This window comes from Algibacter sp. 2305UL17-15 (assembly GCF_040720935.1).
GTDB lineage: Bacteria > Bacteroidota > Bacteroidia > Flavobacteriales > Flavobacteriaceae > Jejuia.
Map to the genome: position 1 here is coordinate 1 of NZ_JBFDAE010000020.1, position 14,422 is coordinate 14,422.

Sequence of the window (14,422 nt, forward strand, 5' to 3'; positions counted from 1 at the left end):
TTCCAATAAGACCAAACAGGTCTTTTGAACGAAATACAGGAAAATATCGCACTCGAATTAAGCCTAAAATAACTAAAAATCAAAAAGATAGCATTTGAAAAGGTCTTAACTTAATGACATTGAGTGCTCGTTCGCAACGAGTACCGTACCGAGTAAGAAAATAAGAAGAGAAAAGCTTTTACAGAGATGTAAAGGCTTTTTTATTGCACTAACTTTTGGGTAAGGTCAGCTTTAAGCACAAAAGCAGAGAGGAAATCCTTAACTGTTTCCTTTTGTTTTTTAGAGAGTTTTTGAGCCTTGTTGAACAAAGTAAGTAAATCTATGTCTTCTATGGTGTCCTGTGCTATGTTCTCCCCAGCTAGTCCTCGTATCGGCTAGCGCTTCGTCTTTGACGAGTGCCGTACCGAGCAAGCGTACCAAATATGTTTTAAGTGTCTCCTAACGGGACGTTTCTTCGTTTCAAGACACACTTTCCAAAATCAAAATAAAGCCCTATTTTTATATCATATTTTTACTGTTTTAGTGCTTATAATACATACCAAAAACGCAAAAAATGGTAAGTTTTTAATATACTAAAAAACACAAACGTTCTTATACATAAAGCCTTTGCGGGTGTTTTGATTAGGCTTCCTTCGGAATGACCCTGCCCAATCGTAGTGGTAATGCGGGTTCTTACCGATATGGCTTCCAGGGACAGGAGAAGGATGATGAGATTAAGGGGGAAGGGAATAGCTTGAACTATAAGTATAGGATGCACGACCCTAGGGTGGGTAGGTTTTTTGCTGTTGACCCGTTGACTCATAAGTACCCACATTATTCACCGTATGCTTTTAGCGGTAATAAAGTTATATCCCATGGAGAGTTAGAAGGATTAGAAGAATATTGGGTGATTTATGGAGATAAACTAAAAGTTTGGAAAGGAGAAGAAGGGTTGAAATTGTATTCAAGTAAGCATGCTGCGTTCAAGGTTCAACTTCAACAGGCTTTAATTGCAGAAAAAAGATATAGAGAGGGGTCTCAATTTACGCAAGAAACTAGAAGCAAAGCGGAGATTGAAAAGCAAAAAAGGGAGATAAAATCTGCAAGAAAACGCCAAGAATTAATGGTTCAAACCTATAGTAACCCTGGTATGCAAGTCTCTTATGGTGTACTAATTGGATTTGGGGAAGCCCCAGCAATTATAGCAGGTGAATACGTAGTTGATAAAGCTATTGATATATATCAACTTTATAGAGTTTTTAAGCAATCTAAGCTTGCTGCTAAAGCTGTGAAAACTACTGATAATGTTGGTGGTGGTATTAATAATGTAGGAAATAAAAATATTGGATTAAGACAGTTAAGCTCGGCAATTAATCCGACTAGGTCAAAAGCTAATTGTGTATCTTGTGCTGTAGAATTCCATAAAGCTTTAATTGGAAGAGTTTTTAGTGAAGCTAAAAAAGCAGGAGGGAGAGGTTTAAAATTCGATGACGCTTTAGCTTTCATCAAAAATAGTTTTGATGATGCAACAGTAACTCAATGGCGAGTTGACCCAACGAATTTATTTAAAAATTTAAATAAATTAGATACTGATTCTGTGATACTCTTTTCTCATTTTGATGATACTACAAAGGCTACAATTGGTTTTGATGCACATGCTTTTAATGCCGTCAAAGAAAATGGTATTTGGAGGCTGTATGATGTCCAAAATGGAAGTGAGATTTCATGGAAATACTATAAGAATATAAGTAAGAACTTCTCTATAATACGAATAGAATAAATGTATGATTATTTAATCAAAAAGTTAACGAAAGGGTTGACCATCAATAAAAAAATTGAAAATGAAAAATATGTTTATATTTTTTTGCTAGATGATAATTTAAATAGTGGAAAGACTACATATAAAAATGATTATGTTGGAAGTTCAGGACCGCTTATAATAAATAAATTGACCAAAGAAGCAAAATTCATCTCATTATCTGAATTGTTCTCAGATGAATATTTCGATTATTCACTTTTCTCAAATTTTCCCATATTCAAAAATGAGGAAGATTTAATTTCTAGAATAATAGAAAACAGATATATTAACCCTGATGACTTTTTTGATATTGCTAAATTGAAAGATTATAGTGATTTTATTCTAGAAATAGATTCTTCTGATACAGATAAAATAATACTAAAGTGTGAAAAAAAAGAAATTAAGAACTTTTTTTTGAGCTTTCTTCTAAAAATTAGTGCTGATGTTAAAATTTTAGATGATTATACCTTAAAAGTAAATTTATTGATAAATTCTGATAATAATGGATAATGGTCTAAACTAGTAAATATCCTCACTGCCACTTACAACACACACATTGACATTAATAGTTGAAACAAGCAAAATGCATTCAAGTAAAAATGCTATGGAAAACGGTATTGCTTCTGTAAAGAATAATGCCCCAGCTAGTCCTCGTATCGGCTAGCGCTTCGTCTTTGACGAGTGCCGTACAGAGTAAGCAAGTGCCAAATATATGTAGAGCGTCTCCAAGCGGGACTTTTCTTCGTTTCAAGACACACTTTCCAAAATCAAAATAAAGCCCTATTTTTACTCTATATTTTACCGTTTTAGTGCATGCAAAACGTGCCAAAAAAGCAAAAAAAGGTAAGTTTTTAAGGTATTTAAAAACACGAACGTTCTTATACATAAAGCCTTTGCGGGTGTTTTGATTAGGCTTCCTTTGGTATGACCCTGCCCAATCGTAGTGGTAGTGCGGGTTCGTATCGCTATGGTTTCCAAGGGCAGGAGAAGGATGATGAGGTTAAGGGGGAAGGGAATTCGCTTAATTATAAGTATAGGATGCATGACCCAAGGGTGGGTAGGTTTTTTGCGGTTGACCCTCTAGATTCCAAATATCCATGGAATTCTCCATATGCATTTAGCGAAAATCAAGTAATCCAGTTCATAGAGTTAGAAGGAGCAGAGGTATTCTTATCTGAGGCACAAAAGTTTGACTATGACCAATCTGCAACAGCTTCACCAGTTGCTGTTTTTCTTATCAATACGCTAATATCTGGATATAATAATATTATTGTTGCTCCATTTAATTATGCGGGTAAAATTGATGAGGCGAATAGGAATGCGGGAGGTAACGCATTTACACTATTAAACTCTGGAGGGGCGAATAAAATTAAGAGTGATGTAGTCTCATCAGCTACAGCTGTAAATAATTACGTTGAAAAAAGACCTCTGCCTACCTTGTGGTCTGTAGATTTAAGGGATAAAGTACTTGAAGACCCAACTGGATTTGCAGAAGACGGTGTTTCGAGTTTTATTCCAATAGGGGCTTCAACTAATTTATTAAAGTTACAAAAATTAATTCCTGATGTTAAATTAAAAACCCCTAAAGCATTAGATGAAGTTTTTCAAGTTGTTAATGAATTACAAAGACATCATTTAATACCAGAATCTTTGGAGGATATACCATTTATAAGAAAGGCTTTTAAAGGTGGTTTTGAGCATAAATTTAAAGATTTAGAAAGATATCTGAAAAAGAATGAAAGAGGAGTACATGCTAAACACACTAAATACACAAATCAGATTAGAGAATATGTAGAAAAACTTGACATGACTAAATTCAATCCTCAACAAGCGAAAGAAAGATTAGAGAAGTTAAGTGAGTATGTTGAGGGGGTTATTGAATCAAATCCAAATACTAAACTTAACGATTTAGACCTAAAACTTGAAAATTTTGACCCAAATAATTAATAATGAGACTATATAAAATTTCGGAATCAACGAATTTAAAAATTACTGGAGACTTTCCTCAATCACAGAAAATGATAAAAGGCTATGATTATGATGCTCCAAACTCAAGTTACATATTGTATGAAAATAGAAATAAAGAAATAAATTTCACCCCAAACTTAGATAGTTTTTTACTACAAAAAGAAGCAAATAAAACAGATGTTATAAGTGCTACGCCTCTAGGTGGAATGGGGTTTATGGTAAGCGATAAGTTAAAAGACTTATTGACAAAATTTAATTTAATTGACCATAAATATTTTAAAGCATCATTTGTACATGGTGAAAAGAAATATAATGATTATCAGAGATTACATTTTATATCTAAATTATATAAAAAGGTGGAGTTCAAAAGCTCTGACTTTATAATATCTGGGGGTAAAGAAATAGATTTTAATAACTTTTCTGATTTGAATTTAAAATCCAAAGAGTTAGGAGTTAATGGTGAAATTTATGCTAAAAGATTATGTTTTAAGTCTAACATATTGAAAAATCTTGATTTATTTTTCATAGGCTTTTTTGATTTCAATACATACATTTCTGAAAATTTAAAAAATGAAATAGAATTAAATAATATTACAGGTCTTAATATAGTAGAAGTTGTTGTGGAAGTTTCCAACGGCTTGATAATAATAGATGTATAGTCTTCATTCAACCAATGAAAAAGTGAAATGCATTCAAGCCCCGCTCGCGCCCGAATGAGTGAACGCTCGCGCTTCGTCTTTGACGAGTGCCGTATCGAGTAAGCAAGTGCCAAATATATTTAAAACGTTTCCAAGCGGGACGTTTCTTCGTTTCAATACACCCCAGCTAGTCCTCGTATCGGCTAGCGCTTCGTCTTTGACGAGTGCCGTACCGAGTAAGCAGGTGCCAAATATATGTAGAGCGTCTCCAAGCGGGACGTTTCTTTGTTTCAAACCACACTTACCAAAAACCAAAATAAAGCCCTATTTTTACCGTACATTTTTGGTTTACCTAAAAACACAAACGTTCTTATACATAAGGCCTTTGCGGGTGTTTTGATTAGGCTACCTTCGGAATGACCCTGCCAAACCGCCACGGGGCAACGGATGACTACCGTTACGGCTTCCAAGGACAGGAGAAGGATGATGAAGTTAAAGGGGAAGGGAATAGCTTGAACTATAAGTTTAGAATGCACGATCCTAGAGTTGGGAGATTCTTTGCGGTTGACCCGTTAACATGGAAATACCCTGAATTAACCCCTTATCAATTTAGCAGTAATAGTCCAATTGGGATGTTAGAAATTGAAGGTCTAGAAGGAACACCAGGTCATGGGTTATATGCAAAATATAGTGGATGGCAGCAACCCTTGACTAATGAATTTAGAAGTGTTGCTAATGAACGTGTAGAACAAAATTTAATTCATGGACCAATATCTTTAGCAAAGAGTTTTTGGGATAACCCAGTTCTAACTTCAGCAACAATATTGAATGGTATAAGGTGGTCAAATTTCAAAAAGGGAATAAATGAATTTACCACAAACTTAAAAAATGACGACCCTAGAGCCGCTGGTGATATTGCTTCTGCATTTACTACGAGCTATGCGGGGGCTTTTACGGGGCCTTTGCTATCTTCAACAAACTTATTTACAAAGTTTAGCCCATTCACATCACAAGCGTTAAAAAGTCTAGATAATATAGTCTCCACGGGCTTTGCAAAAACAAGAGCTTATACATACGCAGAACAACTCCTGCAGACAAGAAGTAATAGAAAACTGCCAAGAAGTGTGTCTGTCGTTTATGATAAGTCAACCGGCAAATATTATTTAGGAGAAAGTGGTGTATTGAAATCTAATAGTCCAGATTTAACATCTGAATTAAAAAACATGTTGCCTGAAAGGAGTGGAACGAAAACAGATGTAGCTAATTGTTCAGAATGTAACGCTTTAAACAATGCCTTTAAGGATAAAGCTAAAATCGAAAATTTAGAGATTCATACAGTCGAAATACAAAAACCTAGACCAAAAAATAATAATACATCAAATATAAAAGATAATCCTCCTTGCGATAATTGTACAATAACAACTAAAGATGTTACAAATACGGTTAATGGAGGAGGTTAAATATAAAATTATGAACATGGAAACTTTTAAGAAAATATCAATCAATGGTAGGTTGGCTTATTCAATCTATTGTTTGAAACTATTTATAAAAGAAAAATTCATTGAATTCTCTGATAACCAAGAGTTGCTTTTTATTTTGAATGAGATAAGTGAAGGATTGAATGAAAAATATCCTGAAAATTTTGAACAAAAAATCACAGAATTATCGCCAAATTCAATATTAGATTCTCATCCTGATAATAATTTTAAAAAATATACTTTTTTTAAAACTTCAGAATTAGAAAGTTTTAAAGTTTTATATAATAATTTACCACAATCAGTAATTGAGATTATAGATAGTGTCATAGAGTTAGCTTTATGTAATATTTACAAAAATACAGGAGAATATAGTGAATGCACATTTAATGAATTGTTATATATATTTCAGATATTAAAAAGAGAAAAATTCAATCTGCCAATTATACCTAATGTTATTATGAATTCAAGTTTCAATCAAAATAATGGTTGGGGAAATAGTATAAAATTACCTGCTCTTTGAAGTTTGCAACTTCGAAACAATACCCCAGCTAGTCCTCGTATCGGCTAGCGCTTCGTCTTTGACGAGTGCCGTACAGAGTAAGCAAGTGCCAAATATATGTAGAGCGTCTCCAAGCGGGACGTTTCTTCGTTTCAAGACACACTTTCCAAAACCAAAATAAAGCCCTATTTTTACTCTATGTTTTTGCCATTTTGGTTCTTATAAAACGTACCGAAAAAGCAAAAAATGGCAGGTTTTTAATATATTAAAAAACACAAACGTTCTTATACATAAAGCCTTTGCGGGTGTTTTGATTAGGCTTCCTTTGGAATGACCCTGCCCAATCGTAGTGGTAGTGCGGGTTCTTATAGGTATGGGTTTAATGTAATGGAGAAAGATGATGAGTTAAAAGGTAATAATAATAGTTATGACTTTGGTGCTAGGTGTACGACCCTAGGGTTGGTAGATGGTTTGCTACAGACCCGTCTGAAAGTAAATATGCAAGTTTTTCTCCATATAATTTTGTGCTTAATACTCCTTTGATGGCAATTGACCCAGATGGAAAAGATGTATATTTAATTATTTGGTTTACTAAATCGGGAGATATTGGACATGTTGGTATTGCAGTAGATAATTATAAAAAAGTAGAAGAAAAAGTGATGGTCAATGGAATTGAAGTTACAAATGTTAAATATGTAAAAGACGGAACTGTTACTTTTTATGACTTTGCTCCTAGTGAAGCAACTAATGATGTTAATGATTTTGACAAAAATATAAGAGGATACTTAAGTTCATTATCTAATATCTCCGTTGAAGAAATAAAATCTGATGGAGGTTCCTTTGGTTTAAAAGATTTTTTTGATGTTGGTGGAGAGCAAGATTCACCAGCAGATGGCTTAATTCAATTATATACAAGTGTTAGTAAGGATAATATAATTAAGAGAAATCTTGAAGAACAATTTGACAAACAAGGTGAATTTATAAACGAAGAATCAGATGAAATATTTGAATTTTTCTATAATGGAGTTAACGCAAACTGCACTGGGTTTGTAATATGCCCAATTACTGATATTAGTACTGATTTTGATGAAATCACTGCTTTGGAACACATAAAGCATGATGGCGGAAAACTTGGTTCAATGGGAGGTGTTATAGAAATACCTGCTATGGATATAACTACAGAAACACCAAATAGGTTGTTTCAACAATTGAAGAAATTAGTTGAACAAAATCCAGAACTAGGTAAAGTCATAAGGGATGCTGGTGGAAGCAGGAAACCTTTAATAGATGCTTTAACTAATGATAGAATAAAGGATAAAACACCAAATAATTAATACCCGTGAAATTTTTTTTATTATCATTTCTAATTTTTATTGTGAATAGTTGTAACAGAGTACAAATAACTGATAGTGAAATGAATAATATTTGCTATGAATTTATTAAAGGAATTCATTCTAAAGATTTAAAAAAGTGTTTGCATTTTGTTGATAAAAAGGCAGTCATTAAAAATTTTCAAGAAAGAAATGTTAGTATAAACGATTTAGATGAATATTATATATTTGATATGCTGTTTTTAAAGTATAGCCCTCTAAAATCAAGAAAAAGTTTTTTTCAAGAGAAATTAATCAATTTCCATAAAGATGATTTATTTTTAACGGTTTTAAATAAAAATGAAGATTTTATAAAGGTTAAAGTTGAATGGTATAACATATTTAATAGGAAAAGAAAAGAATGTTTGATATTTCAGTTTGTCCGTAAACGAATTACGGATTTTGGTATCTGTAGCGCCGCTACCCCCTGATAGTGCTAGTTTGTCCGAGTAACGACTACCGCTAGTTTGTAACTAGTGGCGATAAAAGTAAGAAAATAAAGAGAAAGCTTTTACAGCAATCTAAAGGTATTCTATGATTAAAACCCAGCTAGTCCTCGTATCGGCTAGCGCTTCGTCTTTGACGAGTGCCGTACCGAGTAAGCCCGCTAAAATACAGGGAAATCGTTTCCAAATGGGGCGTTTTTTTAATTTCAAATCACACTTTTCAAAATAAAAACAAAGCCCTATTTTTACTCTATATTTTACCGTTTTAGTGCATGCAAAACGTGCCAAAAAAGCAAAAAATGGTAAGTTTTTGGTTTATTTAAAAACACGAACGTTCTTATACATAAAGCCTTTGCGGGTGTTTTGATTAGGCTTCCTTCGGTATGACCCTGCCAAACCGCCACGGGGCAACGGATTCCTACCGTTATGGGTTCCAGGGGCAGGAGATGGATGATGAGGTTAAGGGGGAAGGGAATAGTTATAACTTCAAATACAGAATGCATGATGCTAGGGTGGGTCGGTTTTTTGCGGAAGATCCACTAGCAAGTAAATATCCTTGGAATAGTCCTTATGCCTTTAGTGAAAATAGAGTTATCCAATTTGTTGAATTAGAAGGTTTAGAAATTGGAATGTCATATATATATTCGACTGTAAGTCCGAAAGCCTATCAAAAAACTGCAGAGGCTGTTTCTATCGAGACAATGCATTATACTTTAGATGGCATTGGTTTAGTGCCTGGATTTGGTGAGCCAGCCGATGTATTAAACGGGGTTATTTATTCTTTTGAAGGTCAAAAACTTAATGCAACTTTAAGTTTTGGTTCAGCTGTACCATTTGCTGGATATGCCGCAGTAGCGACTAAATATAGTTTAAAAGCAGCAAAAAATTTAGGAAAAAACGTCTATAAATATGCTGGATTTGGGGGCGATGTAGTCTCTAGGTCAGATAAAGTAACTACCGTTTTGGGAAGGTATGTAGGAGGAATAGAGAAACTTAAAAAAATAGATGCATTTTCCGATTTAAAATTAAACTTTTTAAACATAGATAATGAAACTATAGCTGTTGCTAAACAAGTTAAGGAGATGAGCGGTGAAGCCTTCGATTGGTTTAAAGATATTAATAAACGTTTTTTAGATGAAGCTATTGAAAGAGGAGATGATATAAGATTGGTTTCCGATCCAAGTGATGCTAAAAATTTATTTTGGAACGGTAAAGATGCTAGTGAAGGACTGACAACTTTTGGAAAGGAAGTCGATTATTTAAAAGGAAATGATTTTGAAATAATAGGTAGTTCTATGGTGAAAAAAAGTAAATGATATGCATGGTTATAGTGAATTTAAGGAAGATATTATAAGTATCTTTCAAGAACAGATAGTAAAACATCAATTAATTGTTAAGTTTGAATATGAAAATTCAAATAAAATTTATTTTGTACGGCTTTATAATCCTGATTTTGCTCTAGATTTTAGCTTAGATAGAATGGATCTTCTTGTTGAAATTATTAACCCTCGAAATCAGGATTCGTTCACTTTTAACGATGTAATCCATTGTCTATATCCTTCTAGGGATTTAGTTATAAAAGGCAATACCTCTCCTAAAAACACAAGAAAATTTATTAAAAGTCAATTGAATTCATGTTCAGAATTATTGGATCAGTATATGCAAGGTGTTGTATTTGGAGATTTTAGTTGGAGTTCTGTTTTAAAAAATACTGAAGAACAAAAAAAGACAATGTTGGCAAAAATTATGAGTCTTGATTATAATCATCCTTTATATAAAGAAACTATTGGAGGGAATAAAGATTGGTTTGAAAAGGCAAGAAGATATTTCGGAGATATAAAGTAGTCTTGCCGCTCTAGTGGATATAATTACCCCCAGCTAGTCCTCGTATCGGCTAGCGCTTCGTCTTTGACGAGTGCCGTACCGAGTAAGCGTACCAAATATGTTTTAAGTGTCTCCTAACGGGACGTTTCTTCGTTTCAAGACACACTTTTCAAAATCAAAATAAAGCCCTATTTTTAACCTGTATTTTTACCGTTTTGGTACTTACAAAACGTATCAAAAACGCAAAATATGGTTAGTTTTTAATGTATTTAAAAACACAAACGTTCTTATACATAAAGCCTTTGCTGGTGTTTTGATTATCCTGCCTTCGGAATGACCCTGCCCAATCGTAGAGGTAGCGTGGATTCCTATCGTTATGGCTTCCAAGGACAGGAGAAAGATGATGAAGTTAAAGGGGAAGGCAATAGCTATGATTATGGAGCTAGATTCCATGACCCAAGAGTCGGGAGGTGGCTAAGTTTAGATGCGGTTAGTAAAACTTACCAAGGGAATTATAACTTTGCTAGCAATAGCCCCATAATGTTTATCGACAAAGGAGGAGATGATTATTATTATTATTATGATGCTATAACTAATAGTATTTATGTCATAAGGAATGGAGCTCCTCATAGATTCTTCTTCACAGAATACATTTTTAATGACCCTAAAAACAATGGAGTACAAGTTGGGTCTCCTATTGTAAATCAATATCCTCTTGGAAGTGACCAGGTGGCTAAGTTGCTTTTTGAAAATAATGTAGTTTTTAGAGATGCTCTTAAGCGTGCAAAAGGAGAGGATTATAATAAAATTTATAACAGCTATAGAAATTTGAGCGATGAAGAAGCTGGAAAGGTTATTGCTGTTATGATGGCTGCACCAGCAGTTGTGGTAGTAGGATTAGAGGTAATAGCAGCATATGGTACGCAAACTGTTTTAACTTTCCTTGCAGAAGAAAGTTTAGAATATACTATTGAGTCTATAACAGGAGTCCCTGTCATTATGGATCCAATTGACATAATAGAACATGGTTTTAAAAAAGTATTAAGATCGCAAGTTAAAGAGCAATTTGTTGAAAAATATGGCAAGGAAAAACTTAAAGATATGGGTTCATATACTATTGTTTTTAAAGATGGAACTAAATACCATGGAAAAGGCAACCTTGAAGAGGCAATTTCTGCTTCAGCCCGAAAATCAAAAAACCCAGAAGATGTAATAGCAAATTTTGATTGGACTCCCTCTTCAAAAAACACAAATGCAGATGGATTTGTTGATGAAGCAAAGAAACTTAATAATGACCCTGGTGGATATAAAAATACAAATAACCGAAACCTTAGAGATTCTCCAGGGAATAGAAAATACAAAGATGATTACGATAAAAAATATGGTAAAAAGGGCAGTTAATACAATATGAAGGTTGAGATATATAAAGATTTAGATTATGAATACTTGAGAATAGACTCGTCAAGGTTGGATGATTATATAAGTTATATAAACAAAAATAAAATCAAGAATCTTGATATAAATAGTGTCTCAGGATATTATTTAAAAGATGTTAACTTTTTAGAGTTTTGTCCAAGTATTGAGGTTATATCTATCACGGATAGAGATATTGATATAGACGGGATAAAACACTTGAAAAATCTAAGAGTTTTAATTAGTAATTCAAACCCAAAGTCAGAATTTGATTTAAGTTTTTTTACAAGCCTAAAATCACTAAGTATCGATTGGAACAGAAAATGGCTTAATATATCAAAGTGTTTGCATCTAAAATCGTTAAGACTTTGGAACTATGACCAAGATAACTTAATATATTTCCAAAAATTAAAAAAACTGGAAACACTTTCTTTAAGCGATAGCAGTATATCTTCACTTTATGGAATTGAGAATTTAAAAATGCTGTCTAAATTTGAGGGATACCACCTAAGAAAGTTAATTCAAATTAGTATTGATGGGGAAATAATTAATTTAAGAGAGATGCACTTAGAATATTGTAGAAAAATCGAAAATTTTCAAGATATATCGAAAATAAAGGGGTTGATGAAGTTATCATTAATCTATTGTTCTAAAAAGATTAGAAGTATAGGTTTTATTGATAATTTACCTAAATTAGTTGAGTTCAACTTAAAAGGAACTTTTATAGAAGATTGTGATACTAGCTTTTTTTCAAAATTAGAAATGTTTTATTTTGACAATAAAAAGAATTATAATTATAGTTACAAGGACTTGATTTTGCCAAAACTTAAGCGAAAGTAAGCCCCCAGCTAGTCCTCGTATCGGCTAGCGCTTCGTCTTTGACGAGTGCCGTACCGAGTAAGCGTACCAATATGTTTTAAGTGTCTCCTAACGGGACGTTTCTTCGTTTCAAGACACACTTTTCAAAATCAAAATAAAGCCCTATTTTTACTAAACATTTTTGCCATTTTGGTACATGTATAATGTATCGAAAAAGCAAAAAATGGTAAGTTTTTAAGGTATTTAAAAACACGAACGTTCTTATACATAAAGCCTTTAGAGGTGTTTTGATTAGGCTTACTTCGGAATGACCCTGCCTAATCGTAGTGGTGGTAGCCCGGGGGCTTACCGTTATGGCTTCCAAGGGCAGGAAATGGATGATGAGGTTAAGGGGGAAGGGAATTCTGTAAATTACAAGTATAGGATGCATGACCCACGTGTGGGTAGGTTTTTTGCTGTTGACCCTTTAGCCACAACTTATCCATGGAATAGTCCCTACGCATTTAGTGAAAATAGAGTGATAGACGGAGTTGATTTAGAGGGTTTAGAATTTCAACAAACAATAGGAGGACCTCGAGAACCAACTCTTGGTGAGTCAATTGACCCAATATTTGCTATCCAATCTGGTTATACAGCAGTAGGTAATACAGCTAGAAAAGCCTGGGCTAAGGCTATGGGAGAAACAGAATATACTAGAGTAACATTAAAAATTCAAGATTACTACGATGTGCAGTATAAGATGAACACTATAGGGATTTATTATGAATATCAATTAGTTAGTGTTTATAATGATAATCCAGTTAATAGTGTTTTAGATACTGTAGAAGTTTTAGGAAACGCAGTAGGGATGGGAGGACCATTTCGAAGTATGACAAAAGGAATTGGGGTTTTTGCTAAAACAACAGGTAGAGGGACTTTATTAAGTAGAATTGCAGAAGGAGCATTTGATTCTTGGAAAAACTTGATGCCTAATTCTATAAAATCAGAACTTGATAGAGCTGCACATTTAGGAGTTGAAGTTTTAGATTTAGGAAGTGATAAGTTTGATGACATGATAGCTGAAGGCCCTATGAAGTTTATTGTTGACAAGAGTGGCAATATGAAGATTATGAATAAATTTAAAAATGGAGAAGAAATATCACATACGGTCTTATCTCAAGGAGAAGATGTATTAGCCGCAGGAGAAATAATGTTGGCAGGCTCTAAATGGACTGGGTATTATGTGCTTGAAATCACTAATCATAGTGGGCATTATCAGCCAAGTGAAAAGAGCTTGGAAATAGCAAAAGAAGTTATAGAAGAAAGTCTTGAAATCTTGAATGAATTTTAATAATTATGAACTCAAAAGAAATAATAATTAAAGATTTATCTATTATAAGAGAAAAAATTAATAAAGATTTTTTTGAAGAAAAGGAACTTGTTATTTTCTATAAATACTATTACTCCTTTATGGTAGAAATTAGTAGAGATTATAATTCTAGGTTAGAATCTTATAAAATTTGCGTATTAATCTTGGAGAATTTGTTGCGATTAAGAAAGAACAAATCCAAATCAAGTATTAGGTTAGATTTGTTAAATTGTCTTTACTATGGCTATCTGAATTTTAATTTAGTATCTAATAAGGTCATCATAAGTTCTTATTTTGTTGAGAATTATAATTTATATGAAGAAATTCTAGAAAGAGATACTATTAAAATAGAAGAGCTTAAGGAAATTACTTCCTTAAAATTTGAATATAAGATATATAAAAAAGTAATGATTTTAGAAAAAGAAGATCAAATTAGTGGTTTTCTTAAATTAGAAGAGTTTAATCTAAATGATAAAAAGGTAATAATATAGTCCTTACACTACATGTAGTCTTTGGTAGTGGCTGCAAAGATTAGTAGATAGGTTTGAAAGATAAGTTATAATGCATCCCAGATAGTCCTCGTATCGGCTAGCCCCTGCTAGTCCTCGTGTCGGCTAGCGCTCCGTCTTTGACGAGTGCCGTCCGAGTAAGCGTACCAAATATGTTTTAAGTGTCTCCTAACGGGACGTTTCTTCGTTTCAAGACACACTTTCCAAAATCAAAATAAAGCCCTATTTTTACTCTATATTTTACCGTTTTAGTGCATGCAAAACGTGCCAAAAAAGCAAAAAAAGGTAAGTTTTTAAGGTATTTAAAAACACGAACGTTCTTATACATAAAGC

At 33.2% G+C, this 14,422-nt stretch carries 14 protein-coding genes and 1 pseudogene; all 15 read left to right on the plus strand.

Annotated elements, in window-relative coordinates:
* The first annotated feature begins 637 nt into the window (after positions 1–637).
* The 15 genes and pseudogenes from ABXQ82_RS16840 to ABXQ82_RS16910 all read left to right on the plus strand — a co-directional run bounded on the left by ABXQ82_RS16840 (position 638) and on the right by ABXQ82_RS16910 (position 14,071).
* On the plus strand, positions 638–1,759 hold the full coding sequence (locus ABXQ82_RS16840; protein ID WP_367062524.1) for an RHS repeat-associated core domain-containing protein: 1,122 nt from the start codon (positions 638–640) through the stop codon (positions 1,757–1,759).
* Positions 1,760–2,287: a hypothetical protein gene (locus ABXQ82_RS16845; RefSeq protein WP_367062527.1), complete on the plus strand. Its 528-nt coding sequence runs from the start codon at positions 1,760–1,762 to the stop codon at positions 2,285–2,287.
* Between the two features lie 46 nt (positions 2,288–2,333).
* Positions 2,334–2,441 (plus strand): YegP family protein, encoded by a 108-nt coding sequence (locus ABXQ82_RS16850; RefSeq protein ID WP_367062530.1) that lies wholly within the window; start codon positions 2,334–2,336, stop codon positions 2,439–2,441.
* A gap of 260 nt (positions 2,442–2,701) precedes the next feature.
* Complete coding sequence (locus ABXQ82_RS16855) at positions 2,702–3,724, plus strand: RHS repeat-associated core domain-containing protein (protein WP_367062533.1); 1,023 nt, start codon at positions 2,702–2,704, stop codon at positions 3,722–3,724.
* A gap of 2 nt (positions 3,725–3,726) precedes the next feature.
* Complete coding sequence (locus ABXQ82_RS16860; RefSeq protein ID WP_367062536.1) at positions 3,727–4,404, plus strand: hypothetical protein; 678 nt, start codon at positions 3,727–3,729, stop codon at positions 4,402–4,404.
* A gap of 395 nt (positions 4,405–4,799) precedes the next feature.
* Positions 4,800–5,843, plus strand: coding sequence for an RHS repeat-associated core domain-containing protein (locus tag ABXQ82_RS16865; RefSeq protein ID WP_367062539.1), 1,044 nt, complete (start codon positions 4,800–4,802; stop codon positions 5,841–5,843).
* A gap of 16 nt (positions 5,844–5,859) precedes the next feature.
* The gene (locus ABXQ82_RS16870) at positions 5,860–6,381 is read left to right on the plus strand and encodes a hypothetical protein (protein WP_367062542.1); all 522 of its coding nucleotides are present in this window, start codon (positions 5,860–5,862) and stop codon (positions 6,379–6,381) included.
* Positions 6,382–6,902: 521 nt separating this feature from the next.
* Positions 6,903–7,694 carry a hypothetical protein gene (locus ABXQ82_RS16875; protein ID WP_367062544.1) on the plus strand — a complete coding sequence of 264 codons (792 nt, stop codon included), beginning with the start codon at positions 6,903–6,905 and terminating at the stop codon, positions 7,692–7,694.
* A gap of 5 nt (positions 7,695–7,699) precedes the next feature.
* Positions 7,700–8,161 (plus strand): hypothetical protein, encoded by a 462-nt coding sequence (locus tag ABXQ82_RS16880; protein ID WP_367062547.1) that lies wholly within the window; start codon positions 7,700–7,702, stop codon positions 8,159–8,161.
* A gap of 398 nt (positions 8,162–8,559) precedes the next feature.
* Positions 8,560–9,492 (plus strand): RHS repeat-associated core domain-containing protein, encoded by a 933-nt coding sequence (locus ABXQ82_RS16885; RefSeq protein WP_367062550.1) that lies wholly within the window; start codon positions 8,560–8,562, stop codon positions 9,490–9,492.
* Position 9,493: 1 nt separating this feature from the next.
* A complete protein-coding gene (locus ABXQ82_RS16890; protein ID WP_367062553.1) occupies positions 9,494–10,021 on the plus strand; it encodes a hypothetical protein in 528 nt (175 codons plus the stop codon).
* 309 nt (positions 10,022–10,330) lie between these two features.
* Positions 10,331–11,401: pseudogene (locus tag ABXQ82_RS16895) on the plus strand (RHS repeat-associated core domain-containing protein); the annotation flags it as partial.
* Between the two features lie 6 nt (positions 11,402–11,407).
* On the plus strand, positions 11,408–12,253 hold the full coding sequence (locus ABXQ82_RS16900) for a hypothetical protein (protein WP_367062556.1): 846 nt from the start codon (positions 11,408–11,410) through the stop codon (positions 12,251–12,253).
* Positions 12,254–12,539: 286 nt separating this feature from the next.
* Positions 12,540–13,562, plus strand: coding sequence for an RHS repeat-associated core domain-containing protein (locus ABXQ82_RS16905; protein WP_367062559.1), 1,023 nt, complete (start codon positions 12,540–12,542; stop codon positions 13,560–13,562).
* Between the two features lie 5 nt (positions 13,563–13,567).
* Positions 13,568–14,071 (plus strand): hypothetical protein, encoded by a 504-nt coding sequence (locus tag ABXQ82_RS16910; RefSeq protein ID WP_367062562.1) that lies wholly within the window; start codon positions 13,568–13,570, stop codon positions 14,069–14,071.
* Positions 14,072–14,422: the final 351 nt, after the last annotated feature.

Coding starts and splice junctions, on each gene's coding strand:
- ABXQ82_RS16840 (WP_367062524.1), top strand. CDS start 638: ATGACCCTGCCCAATCGTAGTGGTAATGCGGGTTCTTACCGATATGGC.
- ABXQ82_RS16845 (WP_367062527.1), top strand. CDS start 1,760: ATGTATGATTATTTAATCAAAAAGTTAACGAAAGGGTTGACCATCAAT.
- ABXQ82_RS16855 (WP_367062533.1), top strand. CDS start 2,702: ATGACCCTGCCCAATCGTAGTGGTAGTGCGGGTTCGTATCGCTATGGT.
- ABXQ82_RS16860 (WP_367062536.1), top strand. CDS start 3,727: ATGAGACTATATAAAATTTCGGAATCAACGAATTTAAAAATTACTGGA.
- ABXQ82_RS16865 (WP_367062539.1), top strand. CDS start 4,800: ATGACCCTGCCAAACCGCCACGGGGCAACGGATGACTACCGTTACGGC.
- ABXQ82_RS16870 (WP_367062542.1), top strand. CDS start 5,860: ATGGAAACTTTTAAGAAAATATCAATCAATGGTAGGTTGGCTTATTCA.
- ABXQ82_RS16875 (WP_367062544.1), top strand. CDS start 6,903: ATGGCAATTGACCCAGATGGAAAAGATGTATATTTAATTATTTGGTTT.
- ABXQ82_RS16885 (WP_367062550.1), top strand. CDS start 8,560: ATGACCCTGCCAAACCGCCACGGGGCAACGGATTCCTACCGTTATGGG.
- ABXQ82_RS16890 (WP_367062553.1), top strand. CDS start 9,494: ATGCATGGTTATAGTGAATTTAAGGAAGATATTATAAGTATCTTTCAA.
- ABXQ82_RS16900 (WP_367062556.1), top strand. CDS start 11,408: ATGAAGGTTGAGATATATAAAGATTTAGATTATGAATACTTGAGAATA.
- ABXQ82_RS16905 (WP_367062559.1), top strand. CDS start 12,540: ATGACCCTGCCTAATCGTAGTGGTGGTAGCCCGGGGGCTTACCGTTAT.
- ABXQ82_RS16910 (WP_367062562.1), top strand. CDS start 13,568: ATGAACTCAAAAGAAATAATAATTAAAGATTTATCTATTATAAGAGAA.